Source organism: Blautia acetica, from assembly GCF_038739805.1.
Taxonomy (GTDB): domain Bacteria; phylum Bacillota; class Clostridia; order Lachnospirales; family Lachnospiraceae; genus Blautia.
Map to the genome: position 1 here is coordinate 20751 of NZ_JBBEWO010000006.1, position 17063 is coordinate 37813.

General features: G+C 45.2%; 17 protein-coding genes and 1 pseudogene. 16 read left to right on the forward strand and 2 right to left on the reverse strand.

The features are described 5' to 3' along the window. Window positions 1-94 precede the first annotated feature (94 nt). Window positions 95-1702: an MBL fold metallo-hydrolase RNA specificity domain-containing protein gene (locus WBS51_RS05685; RefSeq protein WP_173748991.1), complete on the forward strand. Its 1608-nt coding sequence runs from the start codon at window positions 95-97 to the stop codon at window positions 1700-1702. A 72-nt stretch (window positions 1703-1774) separates the two neighbouring features. On the opposite strand, the gene WBS51_RS05690 is transcribed toward WBS51_RS05685, so the two are convergent. After that, a complete protein-coding gene (locus tag WBS51_RS05690; protein ID WP_173748992.1) occupies window positions 1775-3136 on the reverse strand; it encodes an MATE family efflux transporter in 1362 nt (453 codons plus the stop codon). Between the two features lie 91 nt (window positions 3137-3227). Between WBS51_RS05690 and WBS51_RS05695 the strand changes: the two are divergent. Continuing rightward, window positions 3228-4448: pseudogene (locus WBS51_RS05695) on the forward strand (endonuclease Q family protein); the annotation flags it as partial. A 70-nt stretch (window positions 4449-4518) separates the two neighbouring features. After that, window positions 4519-5259: a hypothetical protein gene (locus WBS51_RS05700; RefSeq protein WP_291682359.1), complete on the forward strand. Its 741-nt coding sequence runs from the start codon at window positions 4519-4521 to the stop codon at window positions 5257-5259. 50 nt (window positions 5260-5309) lie between these two features. Here WBS51_RS05700 and WBS51_RS05705 read toward each other — a convergent pair whose 3' ends face one another. Continuing rightward, window positions 5310-5555 (reverse strand): TIGR03905 family TSCPD domain-containing protein, encoded by a 246-nt coding sequence (locus tag WBS51_RS05705; protein WP_173748995.1) that lies wholly within the window; start codon window positions 5553-5555, stop codon window positions 5310-5312. A 145-nt stretch (window positions 5556-5700) separates the two neighbouring features. Here WBS51_RS05705 and WBS51_RS05710 point away from each other — a divergent pair, with 145 nt between their 5' ends. From WBS51_RS05710 to WBS51_RS05770, 13 genes are all read left to right on the forward strand, one after another. Beyond that, window positions 5701-6399, forward strand: a complete 699-nt coding sequence (locus WBS51_RS05710; RefSeq protein ID WP_173748996.1) for a 5'-methylthioadenosine/adenosylhomocysteine nucleosidase — start codon at window positions 5701-5703, stop codon at window positions 6397-6399. A gap of 199 nt (window positions 6400-6598) precedes the next feature. After that, window positions 6599-7342, forward strand: coding sequence for a hypothetical protein (locus tag WBS51_RS05715; protein WP_173748997.1), 744 nt, complete (start codon window positions 6599-6601; stop codon window positions 7340-7342). Between the two features lie 60 nt (window positions 7343-7402). Further along, complete coding sequence (locus WBS51_RS05720) at window positions 7403-8752, forward strand: glucose-6-phosphate isomerase (RefSeq protein ID WP_294459461.1); 1350 nt, start codon at window positions 7403-7405, stop codon at window positions 8750-8752. Between the two features lie 120 nt (window positions 8753-8872). Next, window positions 8873-9571 (forward strand): N-acetylmuramoyl-L-alanine amidase, encoded by a 699-nt coding sequence (locus tag WBS51_RS05725; RefSeq protein WP_173748999.1) that lies wholly within the window; start codon window positions 8873-8875, stop codon window positions 9569-9571. A gap of 62 nt (window positions 9572-9633) precedes the next feature. Beyond that, complete coding sequence (locus tag WBS51_RS05730; RefSeq protein WP_291682365.1) at window positions 9634-10683, forward strand: L-threonylcarbamoyladenylate synthase; 1050 nt, start codon at window positions 9634-9636, stop codon at window positions 10681-10683. Between the two features lie 11 nt (window positions 10684-10694). Beyond that, complete coding sequence (gene rpiB / locus WBS51_RS05735) at window positions 10695-11123, forward strand: ribose 5-phosphate isomerase B (protein WP_173749001.1); 429 nt, start codon at window positions 10695-10697, stop codon at window positions 11121-11123. 42 nt (window positions 11124-11165) lie between these two features. Continuing rightward, complete coding sequence (gene upp, locus WBS51_RS05740; protein ID WP_173749002.1) at window positions 11166-11795, forward strand: uracil phosphoribosyltransferase; 630 nt, start codon at window positions 11166-11168, stop codon at window positions 11793-11795. 12 nt (window positions 11796-11807) lie between these two features. Then, the gene (locus WBS51_RS05745; protein WP_173749003.1) at window positions 11808-12293 is read left to right on the forward strand and encodes a deoxycytidylate deaminase; all 486 of its coding nucleotides are present in this window, start codon (window positions 11808-11810) and stop codon (window positions 12291-12293) included. Between the two features lie 133 nt (window positions 12294-12426). Continuing rightward, window positions 12427-13731 (forward strand): O-acetylhomoserine aminocarboxypropyltransferase/cysteine synthase family protein, encoded by a 1305-nt coding sequence (locus tag WBS51_RS05750; RefSeq protein WP_173749004.1) that lies wholly within the window; start codon window positions 12427-12429, stop codon window positions 13729-13731. Between the two features lie 71 nt (window positions 13732-13802). Then, window positions 13803-14237: an RrF2 family transcriptional regulator gene (locus WBS51_RS05755; RefSeq protein ID WP_173749005.1), complete on the forward strand. Its 435-nt coding sequence runs from the start codon at window positions 13803-13805 to the stop codon at window positions 14235-14237. A gap of 1 nt (window position 14238) precedes the next feature. Further along, window positions 14239-15066 carry a DNA-3-methyladenine glycosylase family protein gene (locus WBS51_RS05760; RefSeq protein WP_226853553.1) on the forward strand — a complete coding sequence of 276 codons (828 nt, stop codon included), beginning with the start codon at window positions 14239-14241 and terminating at the stop codon, window positions 15064-15066. Next, window positions 15063-15989 (forward strand): DUF2156 domain-containing protein, encoded by a 927-nt coding sequence (locus WBS51_RS05765; RefSeq protein WP_173749006.1) that lies wholly within the window; start codon window positions 15063-15065, stop codon window positions 15987-15989. Before WBS51_RS05760 ends, WBS51_RS05765 begins: the two co-directional genes overlap by 4 nt. 25 nt (window positions 15990-16014) lie before the next feature. Continuing rightward, on the forward strand, window positions 16015-17058 hold the full coding sequence (locus tag WBS51_RS05770) for a GNAT family N-acetyltransferase (RefSeq protein ID WP_173749007.1): 1044 nt from the start codon (window positions 16015-16017) through the stop codon (window positions 17056-17058). The last annotated feature ends 5 nt before the right edge of the window (window positions 17059-17063 follow it).

A 17063-nucleotide genomic window follows, 5' to 3' on the forward strand; every position in this document is an offset into this window, starting at 1 on the left:
CTTTCTAAAAACTTAATAAATTTCTGTCAAAACCCTCTTTGTTGGGGTATAATGAGTATAGCAATATTCATTTTACCACAAAGGGGGTTTTCTTATGAGACTGACTTTTATAGGGGCTGCTCATGAGGTGACGGGAAGTTGTTATTACCTGGAAGCAGCGGGGAAGAAATTTATTGTTGACTGTGGTATGGAACAGGGGCCGGACCAGTATGAAAATCAGGATATTCCGGTAGCGTTTTCAGACTTGGATTTTGCACTGCTGACCCATGCGCATATTGACCACTCCGGTGATTTTCCTCTGGCTTATGCAAGAGGATTCAGGGGACCGATTTACGCAACGGCAGCGACCTGCGATTTGTGTGACATTATGCTTCGGGACAGTGCACATATCCAGATGTTTGAGGCAGAGTGGAGAAACCGAAAAGCCAGAAGAAACGGGCAGCCGGAATTTGTGCCGGCCTACACCATGGAAGATGCGTTAGGGGTGATTCAACAGTTCGTTCCATGCAATTACAGTACCGAGATTCAACTGGCAGAGGGAATTAAAGTGCGGTTTACAGATGCCGGGCATTTGCTTGGTTCTTCCAGCATTGAACTTTGGATTCAGGAAGAGGATGAAGAACGAAAACTGGTATTTTCCGGAGATATTGGAAATACAGAACAGCCTTTGATTAAAGACCCGGAATATCTGGAAAGTGCGGATTATGTGATTATGGAATCCACTTATGGAGACAGAAGTCATGGAGAAAAGCCGGATTATGTCAATGAACTGGTAAACATCTTGAGGAAAACGTTTGCAAGAGGCGGAAATGTAGTGATTCCTTCTTTTGCAGTAGGCAGAACGCAGGAAATGCTATACTTTTTCAGGAAAATCAAAGAAGATAACCTGCTCCCGGAGTACGCGGGATTTGAGGTTTATGTAGACAGTCCGCTGGCCGTTCAGGCTACCAGTATTTTTAAGGACCACTACAAAGAGTGTTATGACGAAGAAGCGATGGAGTTAATCAATAAGGGCATCAACCCTATAACATTTCCGGGCTTGAAGCTGTCCATTACCAGTGACGAATCCAGAGCCATTAACTTTAATGAACATCCTAAAGTCATTTTGTCTGCCAGTGGTATGTGTGATGCCGGACGTATCAAACATCACCTGAAACATAATCTCTGGAGACGGGAATCTACGATTTTATTTGTGGGATATCAGGCTATTAATACCCTGGGAAGGGCATTGGTAGAAGGGGCAAAGGATGTCCGTCTTTTTGGAGAAGATATTCATGTCAACGCAGAAATTGTCCGTTTGCCCGGCATCAGCGGTCATGCAGATAATGAAGGATTAATGAAATGGGCGGCGTCTTTTCAAGAGAAACCGCAGAGAGTGTTTGTGGCTCATGGAGATGACCAGGTATGTGACATTTTTGCACAGCGTCTGGAAAACGAACTGGGATATTCGGCTATGGCGCCTTACAGCGGAACGGAAGTAGACTTACTGACCAATGAGATTGTGAAGGAAACCGTGGGTGTTGTGGTAACGCATGCACGGGAGAAAGCCAAAACCAGGAAAGCAGCAGGAGTATTTGCCAGACTTGTGGCAGCAGGGCAGAGGCTTATGGCAGTTATTCGTCACAATGAAGGAGGAAGCAACAAGGATTTGGCGAAATTTGCCGACCAGATTAATACGCTTTGTGATAAATGGGATAGATGAGAAATATAGAGGGCAGCTGCATAAAATAACAGAAAGCAACTACCCTCTTTGTGACTGTTTTTTGGAAAAGATTTAGAAATCTGTCTGTTTTTCCAGTCCGTGAAGCCAGTCCGATTTTACAAAATACAGGATAAAGGCAATGGAGCTTAAAGTCCAGGTGAGGGGATAAGCCCAGAAGATGACTCTTATATCGGGAATAAATTTCACGGCAACGGAAATATAGGTTACGCGGATAATGCACCAGCACACCAGCATAACAAACATGGGAACAGTAGACTTTCCCGCACCTCGCAGAATTCCCGCCATACAGTGGGAAAAGGCAAGGAGAAAATAAAACAGTGTGACCACATGAGCCTGGGCTACACCGTAAGAAACCACCTGCGGTGTAGCGTTAAAGGCAGCAATAAAGTAAGGGGAGAAAAAGTAAATCAGCACACCTACCAGTTCTGCAATGCTGATAGAGCAGATGACGCCAAATACGGCGCCTTTTTTTGCCCGCTGGTATTCTTTTGCCCCAAGATTCTGGCTGATAAAAGTTGTTAAAGCCATGGCAAAGCAGGTAATGGGGAGAAAGCCGAATCCCTCAATCTTAGAATAAGAACCGCAGCCGGCCACGGCCATTTGTCCGAATTTGTTAATGTTGGACTGTACCACTACATTTGCCAGAGAAATGATAGAGTTCTGCAGCCCCGCAGGAAGACCATTGCTGATAATCTGTTTTAACATGAGCCAGTCTATGCGAATATTGGAAAGATGTACCCGGTATTCCCGGGGACTTTTCAAAAGCTGGCGCAGGCAGAGGAAAGCGCTGATAAACTGGGAAATAATCGTTGCCAGAGCAGCCGCGCCCACACCGAAATGAAAACCTGCCACCAGAACCAAATCCAGTACAATATTAATAATAGAAGAAATAATCAAATAAATCAGGGGGTGCTTGCTGTCGCCCACAGACTGTAAAATTCCCACCAGAAAATTGTACATGACAAAGGCCAGTGAGCCGCAGAAGTAAATGCGGAAGTAGGTCACCGAGTTTGGCAGTACGTCAGCCGGTGTTCCCATAAGCACCAGAATCTGAGGAGCGGCCAGAACACCTACGACCGTCAGCAAAAGACCGGATACAATGCCCAGAGCCACAATGGTATGTATGGCTCTCTGCACCATATCAAATTTTTTTGCACCGAAATATTTTGCTACCACGACTCCGGCGCCGATGGCGATACCGTTAAAGAATCCCACCATAAGAAAAATCAGGTTTCCGGAAGAACTGACCGCAGCCAGAGCGCTGCTTCCCAGGAAATTTCCTACAATCAGCGAATCCGCAGTGTTATAAAGCTGCTGAAACAGATTTCCGAAGAAAAGGGGAATGGCAAAGGCGATAATTCTTTTCCAGATAGGTCCGTTTGTCATAAGTGTAGCAGAAGAATTTTTATTCATAATTGTGAAGCCTCCATTTTGATACTATAATATAGTATAAGAGCAGGAATGAAGAAAAGCAAGATTCAAACATCATAAGGAGAGCGTATTCATGTTGATATCAGATTTACATATACATTCCCGGTTTTCCAGAGCCACCAGCAAGGAAAGCGATCTGGAGCATCTGGACCTTTGGGCCAGAAAAAAGGGGATTCACATTATCGGAACCGGAGATTTTACTCATCCGGTCTGGAGAGAAGAACTGAAAGAGAAGCTGGAACCTGCAGAAGAAGGGCTTTACAGGCTGAAAAAGGAATACCGGATACAGGATGAAAATACGCCGGACACCATAGATCCGCGATTTGTATTGTCCGGAGAAATCAGTTCTATCTACAAAAAGAAGGATAAGGTGCGAAAAGTACACAGCCTGCTTCTGCTTCCCGGGCTGGAAGCGGCGGACATGCTGTCTGCCAGATTGGAATTGATTGGAAATATTCACTCCGACGGACGGCCCATTCTGGGTCTGGACTGCAGAGACCTTCTGGAAATTATGCTGGAAACCACGCCGGAGGGAATTTATGTACCGGCACACATCTGGACTCCGCATTTTGCCATGTTTGGAGCCTTTTCCGGTTTTGATTCCGTAGAGGAATGTTTTGGAGATTTGACGCCCTTTGTCCACGCGGTGGAAACCGGCTTGTCTTCTGACCCGCCTATGAACTGGAGAGTTTCTGGCCTGGATAACTATCAGCTGATTTCCAATTCTGATGCCCATTCTCCCGGTAAGCTGGGACGTGAGGCAAATCTGCTGGAAATAGAACCTTCTTATGCGAATTTGAAAAAAGCCATAGAAACAGGAGAAGGTTTATACGGAACCATTGAATTTTTCCCGGAGGAGGGAAAGTACCATTATGACGGACATCGAAAATGTCATCTCTGTCTGACTCCTGACCAGACAAAGGCTTATGGTGGAAAATGCCCCGTGTGCGGAAAAAAGATTACCATAGGTGTGGAACATCGGGTAGAAGTTCTTGCAGACCGTTCGGAAGGTTATTGGGACAGCAGCAGGAAACCTTTTGAGAATCTTATGCCTCTTCCGGAAGTCATTGCTGAGGCAATGGGATATTCTTCTCCTGGTGTAAAAGTGCAGAAAGAATTTCATCATATGCTCAGAACCCTGGGAACGGAATTTGAGATTCTCAGGAATGTTCCAATGGAGGATATCCAGAGTGCGGCAGGTACGAGGATTGCAGAAGGTATCAGCCGTCTGAGACGGGGGCAGGTGGAGCGTCACCCCGGCTTTGACGGAGAATACGGTACCATCCGCTTGTTTTAGAAGCATAAACTTGAAATGAGGCTGTTTGATTTTCTTTGAGATAATGGAATAAAGGAGAGAAAGAGACATGAAAAAACGGGAATGGACGAAGGTTTTTCTCATCTTATATGGTGTGTTGGCAGCAGCGGGAGTCACGGTTCTTTTCCTTTGCAAAAGCAGGGGGTATCCGTGCAGGCAAATGGCTTCCGCTTTTGGCTATCTTTTGCTGTGTCTGGCAGGGATTTATATAGGGTGTCTGGGTATCAGCAATCTGATTCGGTATAAGGTACGGTATCCGGATAAAAGTATTGCAGGCGGTTTTACGCTGCTGCTTTTTTACGGCATTGCGGCCGTGACGGCTTTGGGATTTACCATTCCCGGAAAAGCAGAGCTGCAGAATCTTCGGACAGAGATTTCCAATGCGGTGCTCTTGGCCGGAGAGGGCAGGAGTTTCACACAGGAAGAAGAGAAACCGAAAGAAGAGCCGAAGCAGGCGGTGCCTTATGAAAAGGTGGAAGATGCCTATGGGAAATTATATGAGGAGGTGCTTTCCATGTATTATCCCTCCTGCACAATGCAGTACAATGCAAAAGGGAATTTTTATGCCACGATGGAGGAAGGAATCGAGACGTACCAGGGAACCGCAGACGTTCCTTATGAGGTAACCGTGGTGTATGACAGGGTTTCTGACGACGGACAGAGCCATATGTTTATTCAGTACAAAATTTACAGTACCTCGGAAGGAACGGTTACGGATTTCGGGCTTCGCTATTATGTGAATATGTACACCGGTGAAGTTCGGGCAGAAGAGGTTCCATGGGGAAATTAGGCAAAAAGATACCGCAGAATGTACCGGGCGGTATCATTCTGCGGCAGCTATTACTGTGCCATTGCTTCTTCCAGCGCTCTGGCCAGCTGATCCGGACATGAAGTGCCTCTGCCGTTACAGTCTGTTCCTTTTAATCTGGTGATGACATCGTCTACTTTCATGCCTTTTACAAGGCTTGCGATTCCCTGGGTGTTGCCATTGCAGCCACCGTTAAATTTTACGGATTTTACCGTATCGTTTTCTATTTCAAATTCAATAGAGCGTGAACATACGCCTTTTGTTTTGTATACAGCCATGCTGATGTCCTCCTTTGTTTTCTTTCAAAAGTTTCCAAAAGCATTATAGCATGGCTGTTTTGAAAGGTAAAGGAAAGTGTAGCCAAAAAAAGAAAAACAGTGTACAATAAGGACATTATGAAATCCAGAAGATGAGGTAAAAGACATGAACAAAATTGGAATTATCGGAGCCATGGAAGAAGAAGTGGCGATTTTAAAAGACAAGATGACAGAAGTTTCCGTATTGGAAAGAGCAGGCATGGAGTTTTTCAGCGGAAAGTTAAGCGGACATGAGGTTGTAGTAGTTCGTTCCGGAATCGGAAAAGTCAATGCGGGTATCTGCACACAGATTCTGGCAGATAAATTTGAAGTGGAAGCAGTTATTAACACAGGTATTGCAGGTTCTCTGAAAGCAGAAATTAACATCGGGGATATTGTATTATCCACAGATACCATGCAGCATGATGTAGACGCAAGAGAATTTGGCTATGCCATCGGTCAGGTTCCGCGTATGGATACCCTGGCTTTCCAGGCAGATGAAGGACTTCGGAAACTGGCTGCAGAAGTATGCCGCAGAGTGAACCCGGAGATTCAGGTGTTTGAAGGAAGAGTGGCAAGCGGGGACCAGTTTGTGGCTGACCGTGAGACAAAAGAAAACATTATTCAGAATACAGAGGGCTTCTGTACAGAAATGGAAGGAGCAGCCATTGGGCAGGCCGCTTATTTAAACAAAATTCCATATCTGGTTATCCGCGCGATTTCGGATAAGGCAGACGACAGCGCGCATATGGATTATCCGGCTTTTGAAAAAGAAGCCATCCGCCACACAGTAAACCTGGTGGAAAATATGATGAAAGAACTGTAAAAAACAGGAGAGATGTCGCAGACACTATGGATTTGTCGACCGATTTTTGTTTTCAAACAGGAGAGGGTGCTATATAATAGTTTCATAGACAAGGGGGATATGGCGTTAAGGATGCAATGGGAAGCTTTTCGATTGCGGCTTAAAGCAACGTCCCATGTCAGAAAAAGCAGGAAAAACCTGCTGAGAAAGAGGAGGAACTATGGAGCACCTGATTTTCTATTTTGGTGCCTGCCTTATGGGACTGGCAAGTTTCGTAAGTATGCTGGCGGTTTACAACAGTAACAAAAGAGTATTGGGAGATTTGAAAAATCCGTCGGAGACAAAAGATAAATGGTTAAGCGGCTTTGTACAGGAGTATCAGAAGCTGGCAAAAGACAATATAGAGATACATAACCCTTCTGTTTATGTAACGAAACGAATGAGAGGACGAAAGATAGCACTATGGAATATGCGCCAGATAAAGGGCATTTCCTGGGGAACTTTTATCCTCTCTTTTTTATTGATGGGAGTGGAGATTCTGCTTTTGCGGCAGCAGGGCGGCAAAGCGGACCAGTTTTTGGTTCTGGGAAGGGAACTGCCATTGATGAGTGTGGCGGTCTTTACGGGAATCGGCATGGGAATCGTCCTGCTTCTTTGCAGACTTTTGATTGGTACGGGCTATCAGGAGGAGGAACTGGAAACCAATCTTCTGGATTATGTGGAAAACTGCCGAAGCGGGACTGCAAAAATTATCTCTATGGAAAATGCCAGAACTTCCGGAAGCAGGGAAAACCGGGGCAGCAGAAAAAAGGAAAACCAGACAGGAGAGAAGAAAGAAAAAGCGGCCCGGCAGATAGAACAGGGAATCATGGAGGCCGCAGCCACAGACAGCCGTTACAGCCATCTGCTCAGTAAAGAGGAAGAGGAGATTGTAAAAGATGTGGTAAAAGAATTTCTAACTTGATAAACCACTATGAACCTGCTAAACTAAAGAAGAAATCTAAGAGTCAAAGGAGAAGAGAAAATGGGAAATAAAGTTACATTTGACTATTCAAAGGCAGCAAACGTTGTGGGCGCTGAAGAAGTAGCAGCAATGGAAAAAATGGTGGAGACAGCCAAAGAAGTGCTGGTATCCAGAACAGGACTTGGAAACGATTTTCTGGGGTGGATTGACCTTCCTGTAAATTATGATAAGGAAGAGTTTGACAGAATAAAAAAAGCAGCGGACAAAATTCAGAAGGATTCCGACGTACTTCTGGTAATCGGTATCGGCGGTTCCTATCTGGGAGCAAGAGCGGCCATTGACTTTCTGAATCATCCATTTTATAACAATCTGAGCAAAGAAAACCGTAAGACACCGGAAATTTATTATGTAGGAAACAACATCAGCGGTGCCTATGTAAAAGGACTGGCAGAGGTAATCGGCGACAGAGACTTCTCCATTAATGTAATTTCAAAATCCGGAACAACGACAGAACCAGCTATTGCCTTCCGTGTTTTCAAAGAAATGATGGAAGAAAAATACGGCAAAGAAGAGGCAGCAAAGAGAATTTACGCAACTACAGATAAAGAGAAGGGTGCATTGAAAACCCTTGCAACAGAAGAAGGCTATGAAACCTTCGTAGTGCCGGACGATGTTGGCGGACGTTTCTCTGTACTGACAGCGGTAGGTCTTCTGCCAATCGCAGTCAGCGGCGTATCCATTGACAAATTAATGGAAGGCGCAGCGTCTGGAAGAGAACTGGCTTTGCAGGCTCCATATGCAGAGAACGACGCTCTGCAGTATGCAGCAGTGCGCAACATTCTTCACAGCAAAGGAAAATCCGTGGAAATTCTGGCTGATTATGAACCGACTCTGCACTATGTAGCAGAATGGTGGAAACAGCTTTACGGAGAAAGTGAAGGAAAGGACCAGAAAGGTATTTATCCGGCGTCTGTAGACTTTACCACAGACCTGCATTCTCTGGGACAGTTTATCCAGGACGGTTCCAGAATTATGTTTGAGACAGTTCTGGCTATTGAAGAACCGAAAGAAGATGTTGTAATTAAAGCAGCAGAAAACGATTTGGACGGACTGAACTATCTGGCAGGCAAAGGTATGGACTTTGTAAATAAGAGCGCTATGAACGGAACCATTCTGGCGCACACAGACGGAAATACACCAAACCTTATGGTGAAAATTCCGGAGCAGAACGAATTCTATCTGGGACAGCTGTTTTATTTCTTTGAATTTGCATGCGGCCTCAGCGGATACCTTACCGGGGTAAATCCATTTAACCAGCCGGGTGTGGAAAGCTACAAGAAAAACATGTTCGCACTTCTTGGAAAACCGGGATACGAAGAGCAGAGAGAAGAATTGCTGAAAAGATTATAATAGAAAAGAGCAGAACATCGCCGTATGTGGGACAAGCCCTGTGCGGCGGTGTTCTTTTTGTGTTGAACCCTGCCCGGTCTGCATATATTCTATAGACAAGGGGAATTTTTCGGAGAAGTTATGCGGAGAAAGTGGCTGAAAAGAATCATGGCGCTGTGTATGCTCTGCGCCATATATATGCTGGGCAGGGAAGGGGCTGTGCTGGTGGATAAAACAGCGGAAAACAGCAAAGGCGTGATAGTCATTGACAGCGGACACGGGGGCATTGACCCCGGCGTAGTGGGAATCGGAAATCTGGAGGAGAAAGAGGTCAACTTAAAAATTGCCGGATACCTGGCAGAATATCTGGAAAAAGAAGGCTATGAAACCGTGCTCACCCGGAAAACGGACGCAGGGCTTTATGAGGAAAACAGCCGGAATAAAAAAGTGCAGGATATGCAGAAGCGCTGTGCCATTATAAAAGAAACAAAGCCGATTCTTACGGTGAGCATTCACCAGAACAGCTATCCGGATTCGTCGGTGTGCGGGCCTCAGGTATTTTACTATACCAATTCGGTGCAAGGCTCTAAGCTGGCAAACTGTATTCAGGGTGAGTTAAACACACAGTTGGAGGTAAGCAAGCCCAGAACCGAGAAGGCGAACCAGACCTATTATCTTTTAAAACGCAGCGAGGGAATTTTAAACATTGTAGAAACGGGATTTCTGACAAATCCCAGGGAAGCAGAACTTCTGGGAACGGAAAAGTACCAGAAAAAGTGCGCAAAAGCCATTTGCGACGGAATTTTAAATTTTCTAAAAACGGTAGAAAAGGACGCATAAAGTGTGTTATGATAGGAGAGCGTAAGAGAAACGAAACTTATGAAGGAAGAAGAGGGTGCGGATTGAATACAAGAGTAGTCAGGGTAGATAAAGACAACCCGGACAAAACAGTGCTTCAGGAAGTAGGAGAAGTTATAAAAAAGGGCGGTCTGGCTGCGTTTCCCACGGAAACCGTGTACGGTCTGGGCGGTGACGGACTGAATGCAGGTTCTTCACAGAAAATTTATGCCGCAAAGGGCAGGCCTTCCGACAATCCGCTGATTATACATATCGCGGATATGGAAAGTCTGGCGCAGATTACAGAGGACGTACCGGAAAAAGCAAAAAAACTGGCAGAAAAATTCTGGCCAGGGCCTCTGACCATGATTTTCAAAAAGAGTGACCGTGTACCTTATGAAACTACGGGAGGCTTGGAAAGTGTAGCTGTGCGTATGCCCAGTCACCAGACTGCGTTGGCGCTCATTCGGGCAGGCGGCGGTTTTATCGCAGCCCCCAGTGCCAATACCTCCGGACGGCCCAGCCCTACCAGCGCGGCTCATGTGGCTGAGGATTTGACCGGGAAGATAGAGGTGATTGTAGACGGCGGTGAAGTAGGTATCGGGCTGGAATCCACTATTGTGGATTTTACAGAGGAAGTGCCGGTGATTCTGCGTCCCGGTTACATCAACCAGTCCATGATAGAAGAAGTGATTGGTCCGGTTCGCATGGACAGAGGGCTTCTGATTACGGACGAGAAAGTGAAGCCCAAGGCGCCTGGCATGAAATACCGTCATTATGCGCCAAACGCGGAACTGATCATTGTGCAGGGAAGCACAGAAAAAGTGGTGCAGTATATTAATGAGCAGTGTCTTGCGCTGCAGGCTCAGGGAAAGAGAACCGGGGTTATCGGTACAGATGAAACCCGGAAATTCTATCAGGGAACTGTGGTGAAAAGCATTGGCACCAGACAGGATGAAGAGGGAATCGCAAGGCATCTTTTCGGTATTTTAAGAGCGTTTGATGAAGAGAAGGCGGACTGTATTTTTTCGGAATCTTTTGATACCCCCCGTATGGGACAGGCCATTATGAACAGGCTGTTAAAGGCAGCGGGACATCATATTATTTATCTTTAAGGAGGAAAAACATGATAGCATTAGGGTGTGACCACGGCGGTTACGAACTGAAACAGGAGATTATCAAGTATCTGGAAGAGCACCATTTGCCCTATAAGGATTTTGGGTGCGACAGTACAGAGGCAGTGGATTATCCTGTGTATGCAAGAAAAGTAGGAAAAGCCATTCAGGACGGAGCGTGCGATAAGGGAATCCTCATCTGTGGCACCGGAATCGGTATTTCCATTGCAGCAAATAAAATGAAGGGTATCCGTGCGGCACTTTGTACAGACTGCTTCTGTGCAGAGGCAACCAGAGAGCATAATGATGCCAATGTACTGGCTTTGGGCGGCAGAGTGGTAGGCCCGGGGCTTGCGGTGAAAATCGTAGATACCTTTTTAAATACAGAATTCTCTCATGCAGAGAGACACCAAAAGAGAATTGACCTGATTGAAGAATAAGAAAGAAAACCAACGAGATACTAAACACAAGGGAGAAGAAAAATGGCAAAAACATTAGTTATGGAACATCCGCTGATTCAGCATAAGATTGGAATTATCCGCAGAAAGTCTACAAGCTCAAAAGAATTCCGGGAACTGGTCAGCGAAGTTGCCATGTTCATGGCTTATGAAGCAACCAGAGAATTAAAACTTGCAGATGTGGAAATTGAAACGCCCATTACGAAAACTACCGTAAAAGAACTGGCAGGAAAGAAAATGGCAGTTGTGCCCATTCTCCGTGCAGGTCTTGGTATGGTAGAAGGTATGCTGACCATGGTTCCGGCTGCAAAGGTAGGTCATATCGGACTTTACAGAGACCCGGAAACTTTAAAACCAGTGGAATACTACTGTAAACTCCCGGCTGACTGCGGGGAAAGAGAAGTCTTTGTCACAGACCCTATGCTGGCAACCGGCGGTTCCGCTGTGGCAGCGATTACCATGCTGAAGGAAAAAGGCGTAAAGAACATTCACTTTATGTGTATTCTGGCAGCGCCGGAAGGTGTAAAAGCTCTTTCTGAAGCACATCCGGACGTCGATATTTACATCGGTGCGCTGGATGACCACTTAAATGACCACGGCTACATTGTACCGGGTCTGGGAGACGCAGGAGACCGTATTTTCGGAACCAAGTAAGAGGTGAAGCTTATGAAAGGAAAACGAGACGGTTATATCTCCTGGGATGAGTATTTCATGGGAGTGGCAAAGCTTTCCGGCATGCGTTCCAAAGACCCTCATTCACAAGTGGGAGCCTGCATTGTCAGTCCGGATAATAAGATTTTGTCCATGGGATATAACGGATTTCCTATGGGGTGTTCAGACGATGAATTTCCCTGGGCCAGGGAAGGTGATGAGCTGGATACCAAGTATTTTTATGTGACACACAGCGAACTGAATGCGATTTTAAACTACAGGGGCGGTTCCCTGGAAGGCGCCAAGCTGTATGTGTCGCTGTTTCCCTGCAATGAATGTGCCAAAGCCATTATTCAGGCGGGAATTAAAACGATTGTCTATGAATGTGATAAATATGCGGATTCTCCGGCAGTGAAGGCGTCCAAGCGTATGCTGGATGCAGCGGGAGTTCGTTATTATCAGTACAATCACACAGGCAGAAAGCTAGAAGTAGAAGTATAGAAAAGGAAAGCCAGTTATAGGAAAAAACTATAACTGGCTCTTGTTATTTCATATTAGACAATTGCCTCTTGTCATATTAAAATAACCTTGTAAACAGATAGGAATTATAATGATATGAACCGGAGGTAAGGATATGAGCATAAAGACAAGAGAAGAAAGAAAATTCAGATTTGAGACACTGCAGCTGCATGTAGGACAGGAAAAACCAGACGTGGCAACAGGAGCCAGAGCAGTACCGATTTACCAGACATCCTCTTATGTATTTGAAAACTCCAAACAGGCTGCAGACAGATTCGGTTTATCAGACCCGGGAAACATCTATGGAAGACTGACAAATCCCACGGAAGATGTTTTTGAAAAGAGAATCGCAGCATTAGAGGGCGGTGTGGCTGCTTTGGCTGTAGCGTCAGGCGCAGCAGCGATTTCCTATACATTCCAGAATCTGACACAGGCAGGAGACCATATCGTTTCCGCAAAAAATATTTATGGAGGCACTTATAATCTGCTGGCCCATACACTTCCGCAGTATGGAATTTCATCTACCTTTGTAGACATTTTTAATAAGGAAGAGATACAAAAGGCCATTCAGGAGAATACAAAGGCTATTTTCATCGAAACTTTGGGAAATCCTAATTCAGAGGTAGTAGACATTGAGGAAATTGCAAAAATTGCCCATGCGAATAAAATTCCTCTGGTGGTGGACAATACCTTCGCAACTCCGTATCTGGTGCGTCCCATTGCCTACGGCGCAGATATTGTGGTACATTCTGCAACGAAGTTTATCGGGGGACATGGAACGGCCATTGGCGGTGTGATTGTAGACAGCGGAAACTTTGACTGGGAGGCATCCGGGAAATTCCCGTCTCTGACAGAGCCAAATCCAAGCTATCACGGAATCAGCTTTACAAAAGCAGTGGGAGCAGCCGCATTTGTGACAAAAATCCGGGCTATTTTGCTGAGAGATACAGGAGCAACCATTTCCCCGTTTCATTCTTTCCTGTTCCTGCAGGGGCTGGAAACACTTTCTCTGAGAGTAGAGCGTCATGTGGAAAATGCAGTGAAGACGGCAGAATTTTTAAATAACCATCCATTGGTGGAGCGTGTACATCATCCCAGTGTGACAGAAGAGGAAGAGCAGAAAAAACTCTATAAAAAATATTTCCCAAATGGCGGAGGTTCTATTTTTACCTTTGAAATAAAAGGAGACGCAGCGACTGCGCAGAAATTCATTGATCAGTTGCAGCTGTTTTCTCTGTTGGCCAATGTAGCGGATGTGAAATCTCTGGTCATTCATCCGGCTACCACAACACACAGCCAATGCACAGAGGAGGAACTGGAAAGCCAGGGCATAAAACCAAATACCATTCGTTTATCTGTGGGTACAGAGAATATTGCAGATATTCTGGAGGACTTGGAAGAGGCATTTGCAAACTTATAAGAAGCAATTCTATAAAACATATTGAAATAGTAGGTTAATTTGAGTATAATCAGACGTATGGAGGAAGAAATATGAGAATATCAACGAAAGGAAGATATGCAGTTCGCCTGATGTTGGATTTGGCAACCAATTATTCCGGGAGTCCCATACGTCTGAAGGATGCAGCAGGAAGACAGGGAATCTCTGAGAAGTATCTGGAGCAGATTATCAGCGTCCTGAACAAAGCAGGATATGTGAGAAGTATACGGGGACCTCAGGGAGGCTATGTACTGCAGCGGACACCGAAAGAATATACCGTGGGAATGATATTGAGACTTACAGAAGGAAGTCTGGCCCCGGTAGAGTGTGCAGAGCAGGAGTTCGCTGGCTGCAGCCGTGAAAATGATTGTGTGACAAGAATCCTGTGGAAAAAATTGAATGATGCCATAAACAGTGTGGTCGATGAGGTTACGCTGGAAGATTTAATCAGCTGGCAGGCGGCAAAAGCAGACGAATATATCATATAAGATGATAAAAAAGACATTAAAAAACTTTGATATGAGGCAGATATGCAATTCCGGCCAGTGTTTCCGTATGGAACTGCTGGAGAATGGAAATTATAAGGTTATTGCTGGAGACAAATATCTGGAAGTGGGACAAAAGGGGGAAGACTGCACCTTCTTTTGTCAGGAGGCAGATTTTGATTCGTTTTGGAAAACGTATTTTGATTTGGACAGAGATTATGCTTCCTGTATTTCGCAAATTGCAGTGGAAGATGTATATTTGATGAAAGCAGCCCGGTTCGGCAGCGGCATCAGAATTTTAAAACAGGATTTATGGGAAATGATTGTTTCTTTTTTGATTTCCCAACAAAATAATATTGTGAGAATACGCCGTTGTATTGCGAATATCTGCGAGAAATACGGAGACGAGAAGAGGGACATTCACGGAAATGTGTACTATGGATTTCCGAAAGCAGAGGTATTGGCAAAGCTGGAAGAGGATGCTTTAAAACCATGTAATCTGGGCTACCGCAGCAAATATGTGGTGCGGACAGCCAGAAGCATTGTAAACGGAGAGGTGAACCTGGAAGCCCTTGGAAGTATGAAGTATGAGGAAGCAAAGGCAGAACTTTTAAAGCTGTTTGGTGTAGGAGTAAAGGTGGCAGATTGTATCTGCCTGTTTGCATTGCATCAAATGGAGGCGTTTCCGGTAGATACCCATATCCGGCAGGCCCTGGATGCAAATTATGTGAAAGGATTTCCTATGGAGCAGTATCAGGGAATGCAGGGCATTATGCAGCAATATATTTTTTATTACGAGTTGGAAGGCAAGAAAGAACAGGAGAACACATGAATTTAGAATTTAAACCTATTGATGTTGAGGCCATTGAGGAATTAACCCCTTATTTTTGTAAAAGACCGAATAAAACATGCGACAGTGTGATTTTGGACAGCTATTTATGGAGAACGTATTATCAGGTGCGCTATGCAGTCAGTGACAACAAAGCTATACAGTGGCTGATGGAGCACGAAAATGTGGTGAGCAGTGCTATGCCTGTCTGTGAGGAGCAGGATTTGGAGCATTACTTTGAAGAACTGGTGACATATTTTAATGAAGTGCTTCATAAACCGCTGCTGATTCATCTGGCAGATGAAGAGGCTGTCAAGGCTTTGAAGCTGGAAGAGCACACAGACCGGTTTCTGGTGACAGAGCAGGAGGATTTAAAAGATTATTTGTACGAGGGCGATAAACTGCGGACGCTTTCCGGGAAAAAGCTTCACAAAAAGAAAAACAACCTGAACTACTTCATGAAAAATTATGAAGGCAGATTTGAGTACCGCAGCCTTTGCTGCTCGGACAGAGATGATGTTTGGAAGTTTCTGGACCGCTGGAGAGAGGCAAAAGGAGAGGAAACGGAAGAACATCTGGACTATGAGGTACATGGAATCCATGATATTCTGAAAAACTGTTCCAGTTTTCAGGTACGCATGGGTGGTGTGTATGTGGATGATAAACTGGAAGCGTTTACTATCGGAAGCTACAATTCTTTTGAGGATATGGCCGTGATTCATATTGAAAAGGCAAATCCGGAAATCAGGGGACTGTATCAGTTTATCAATCAGCAGTTTTTGCTTCATGAATTTCCGGAAGTACCGTTGATTAACCGGGAAGACGATTTAGGGATTGAAGGGCTGAGAAAGGCAAAAATGTCGTATTCTCCCCTGGATTTTGCCCGAAAATATGAAGTGAGACAGATTGATTTTCACGAAAGCTGACCTTTACAGGGAAAGGACGGAGAAGATGATACATTATCTGCAAGGAGAAGAGAAAGCGAGAAGCCGGAAACTGTGGGAAGAGGCCTTTCCGGAGGATTCTCAGGCGTTCCGGGATTATTATTATACAGAAAAAACAAAGGATAATGAAATACTGGTCCTGGAGGAGCAGGGAAAAGTGATGTCCATGCTTCATCGAAATCCCTATGACCTGGCCCTTGGAAAGCAGACGGCAAAATGTGATTATATCGTGGGAGTTGCCACAGATAAAGAACACAGAAGAAAAGGGTATATGCGGCAGTTAATGGAACGGGCTTTAAAAGATATGAACGCAGAAAAAATGCCGTTCTGCTTTCTCATGCCGGCCTTTGAAGCGCTTTACCTGCCCTTTGATTTTACCTATATTTATAAAAAGCAGAACCGGGTTCTTACGGATAAAGGTCTCTCTGCTTTTAAAAGCAGAGAAGCAACGCATGGGGAATTAAAGGAAGCTGCCGCTTACATGAACCAATGGCTTGCGAAAAGATATGAAGTGTATGCAAAGAGAGATTTTGCCTACATGGCCCGGCTGAAAAAAGAACTGGAAAGTGAAAACGGCTGCATGGAACTGCTTTACAGTGAAAATACCCTGGCAGGAATCAAAGCCCGATGGGGTATGGAAAAGCCGGAAGAAAGGATGCTGTTCTGTGAAGAAAGTTATGCAAGAAACACAGGAGAAGCAGTTCCCTGTATCATGGGCCGGATTGTAAATTTTGCAGAATTTGTTCGGTCCATCCGGCTGCAAAAGGGTGTGAAGGCAGGGCATGATACGATTCTTTTGGAACTGCAGGATGACATTCTGCAGGAAAATGCGGGACTCTGGCGCTGGACTTTAACCCAGGACGCCTCTGCGGCTGAAAAAATTTCCGGCACGGCCGTTGGGAAAAACGGAGAAAAGGCGGAACCGGATATGAGACTTACGGTTTCGGAACTGACGGCCTGGCTTTTGGGGTATGCCCTGCCGGGGGCAGCAGAAAAGTGGGCCCATGTGGTGCGCCCGCTTACCGGCGTGTTTTTAGACGAAATTGTATAAAGTGC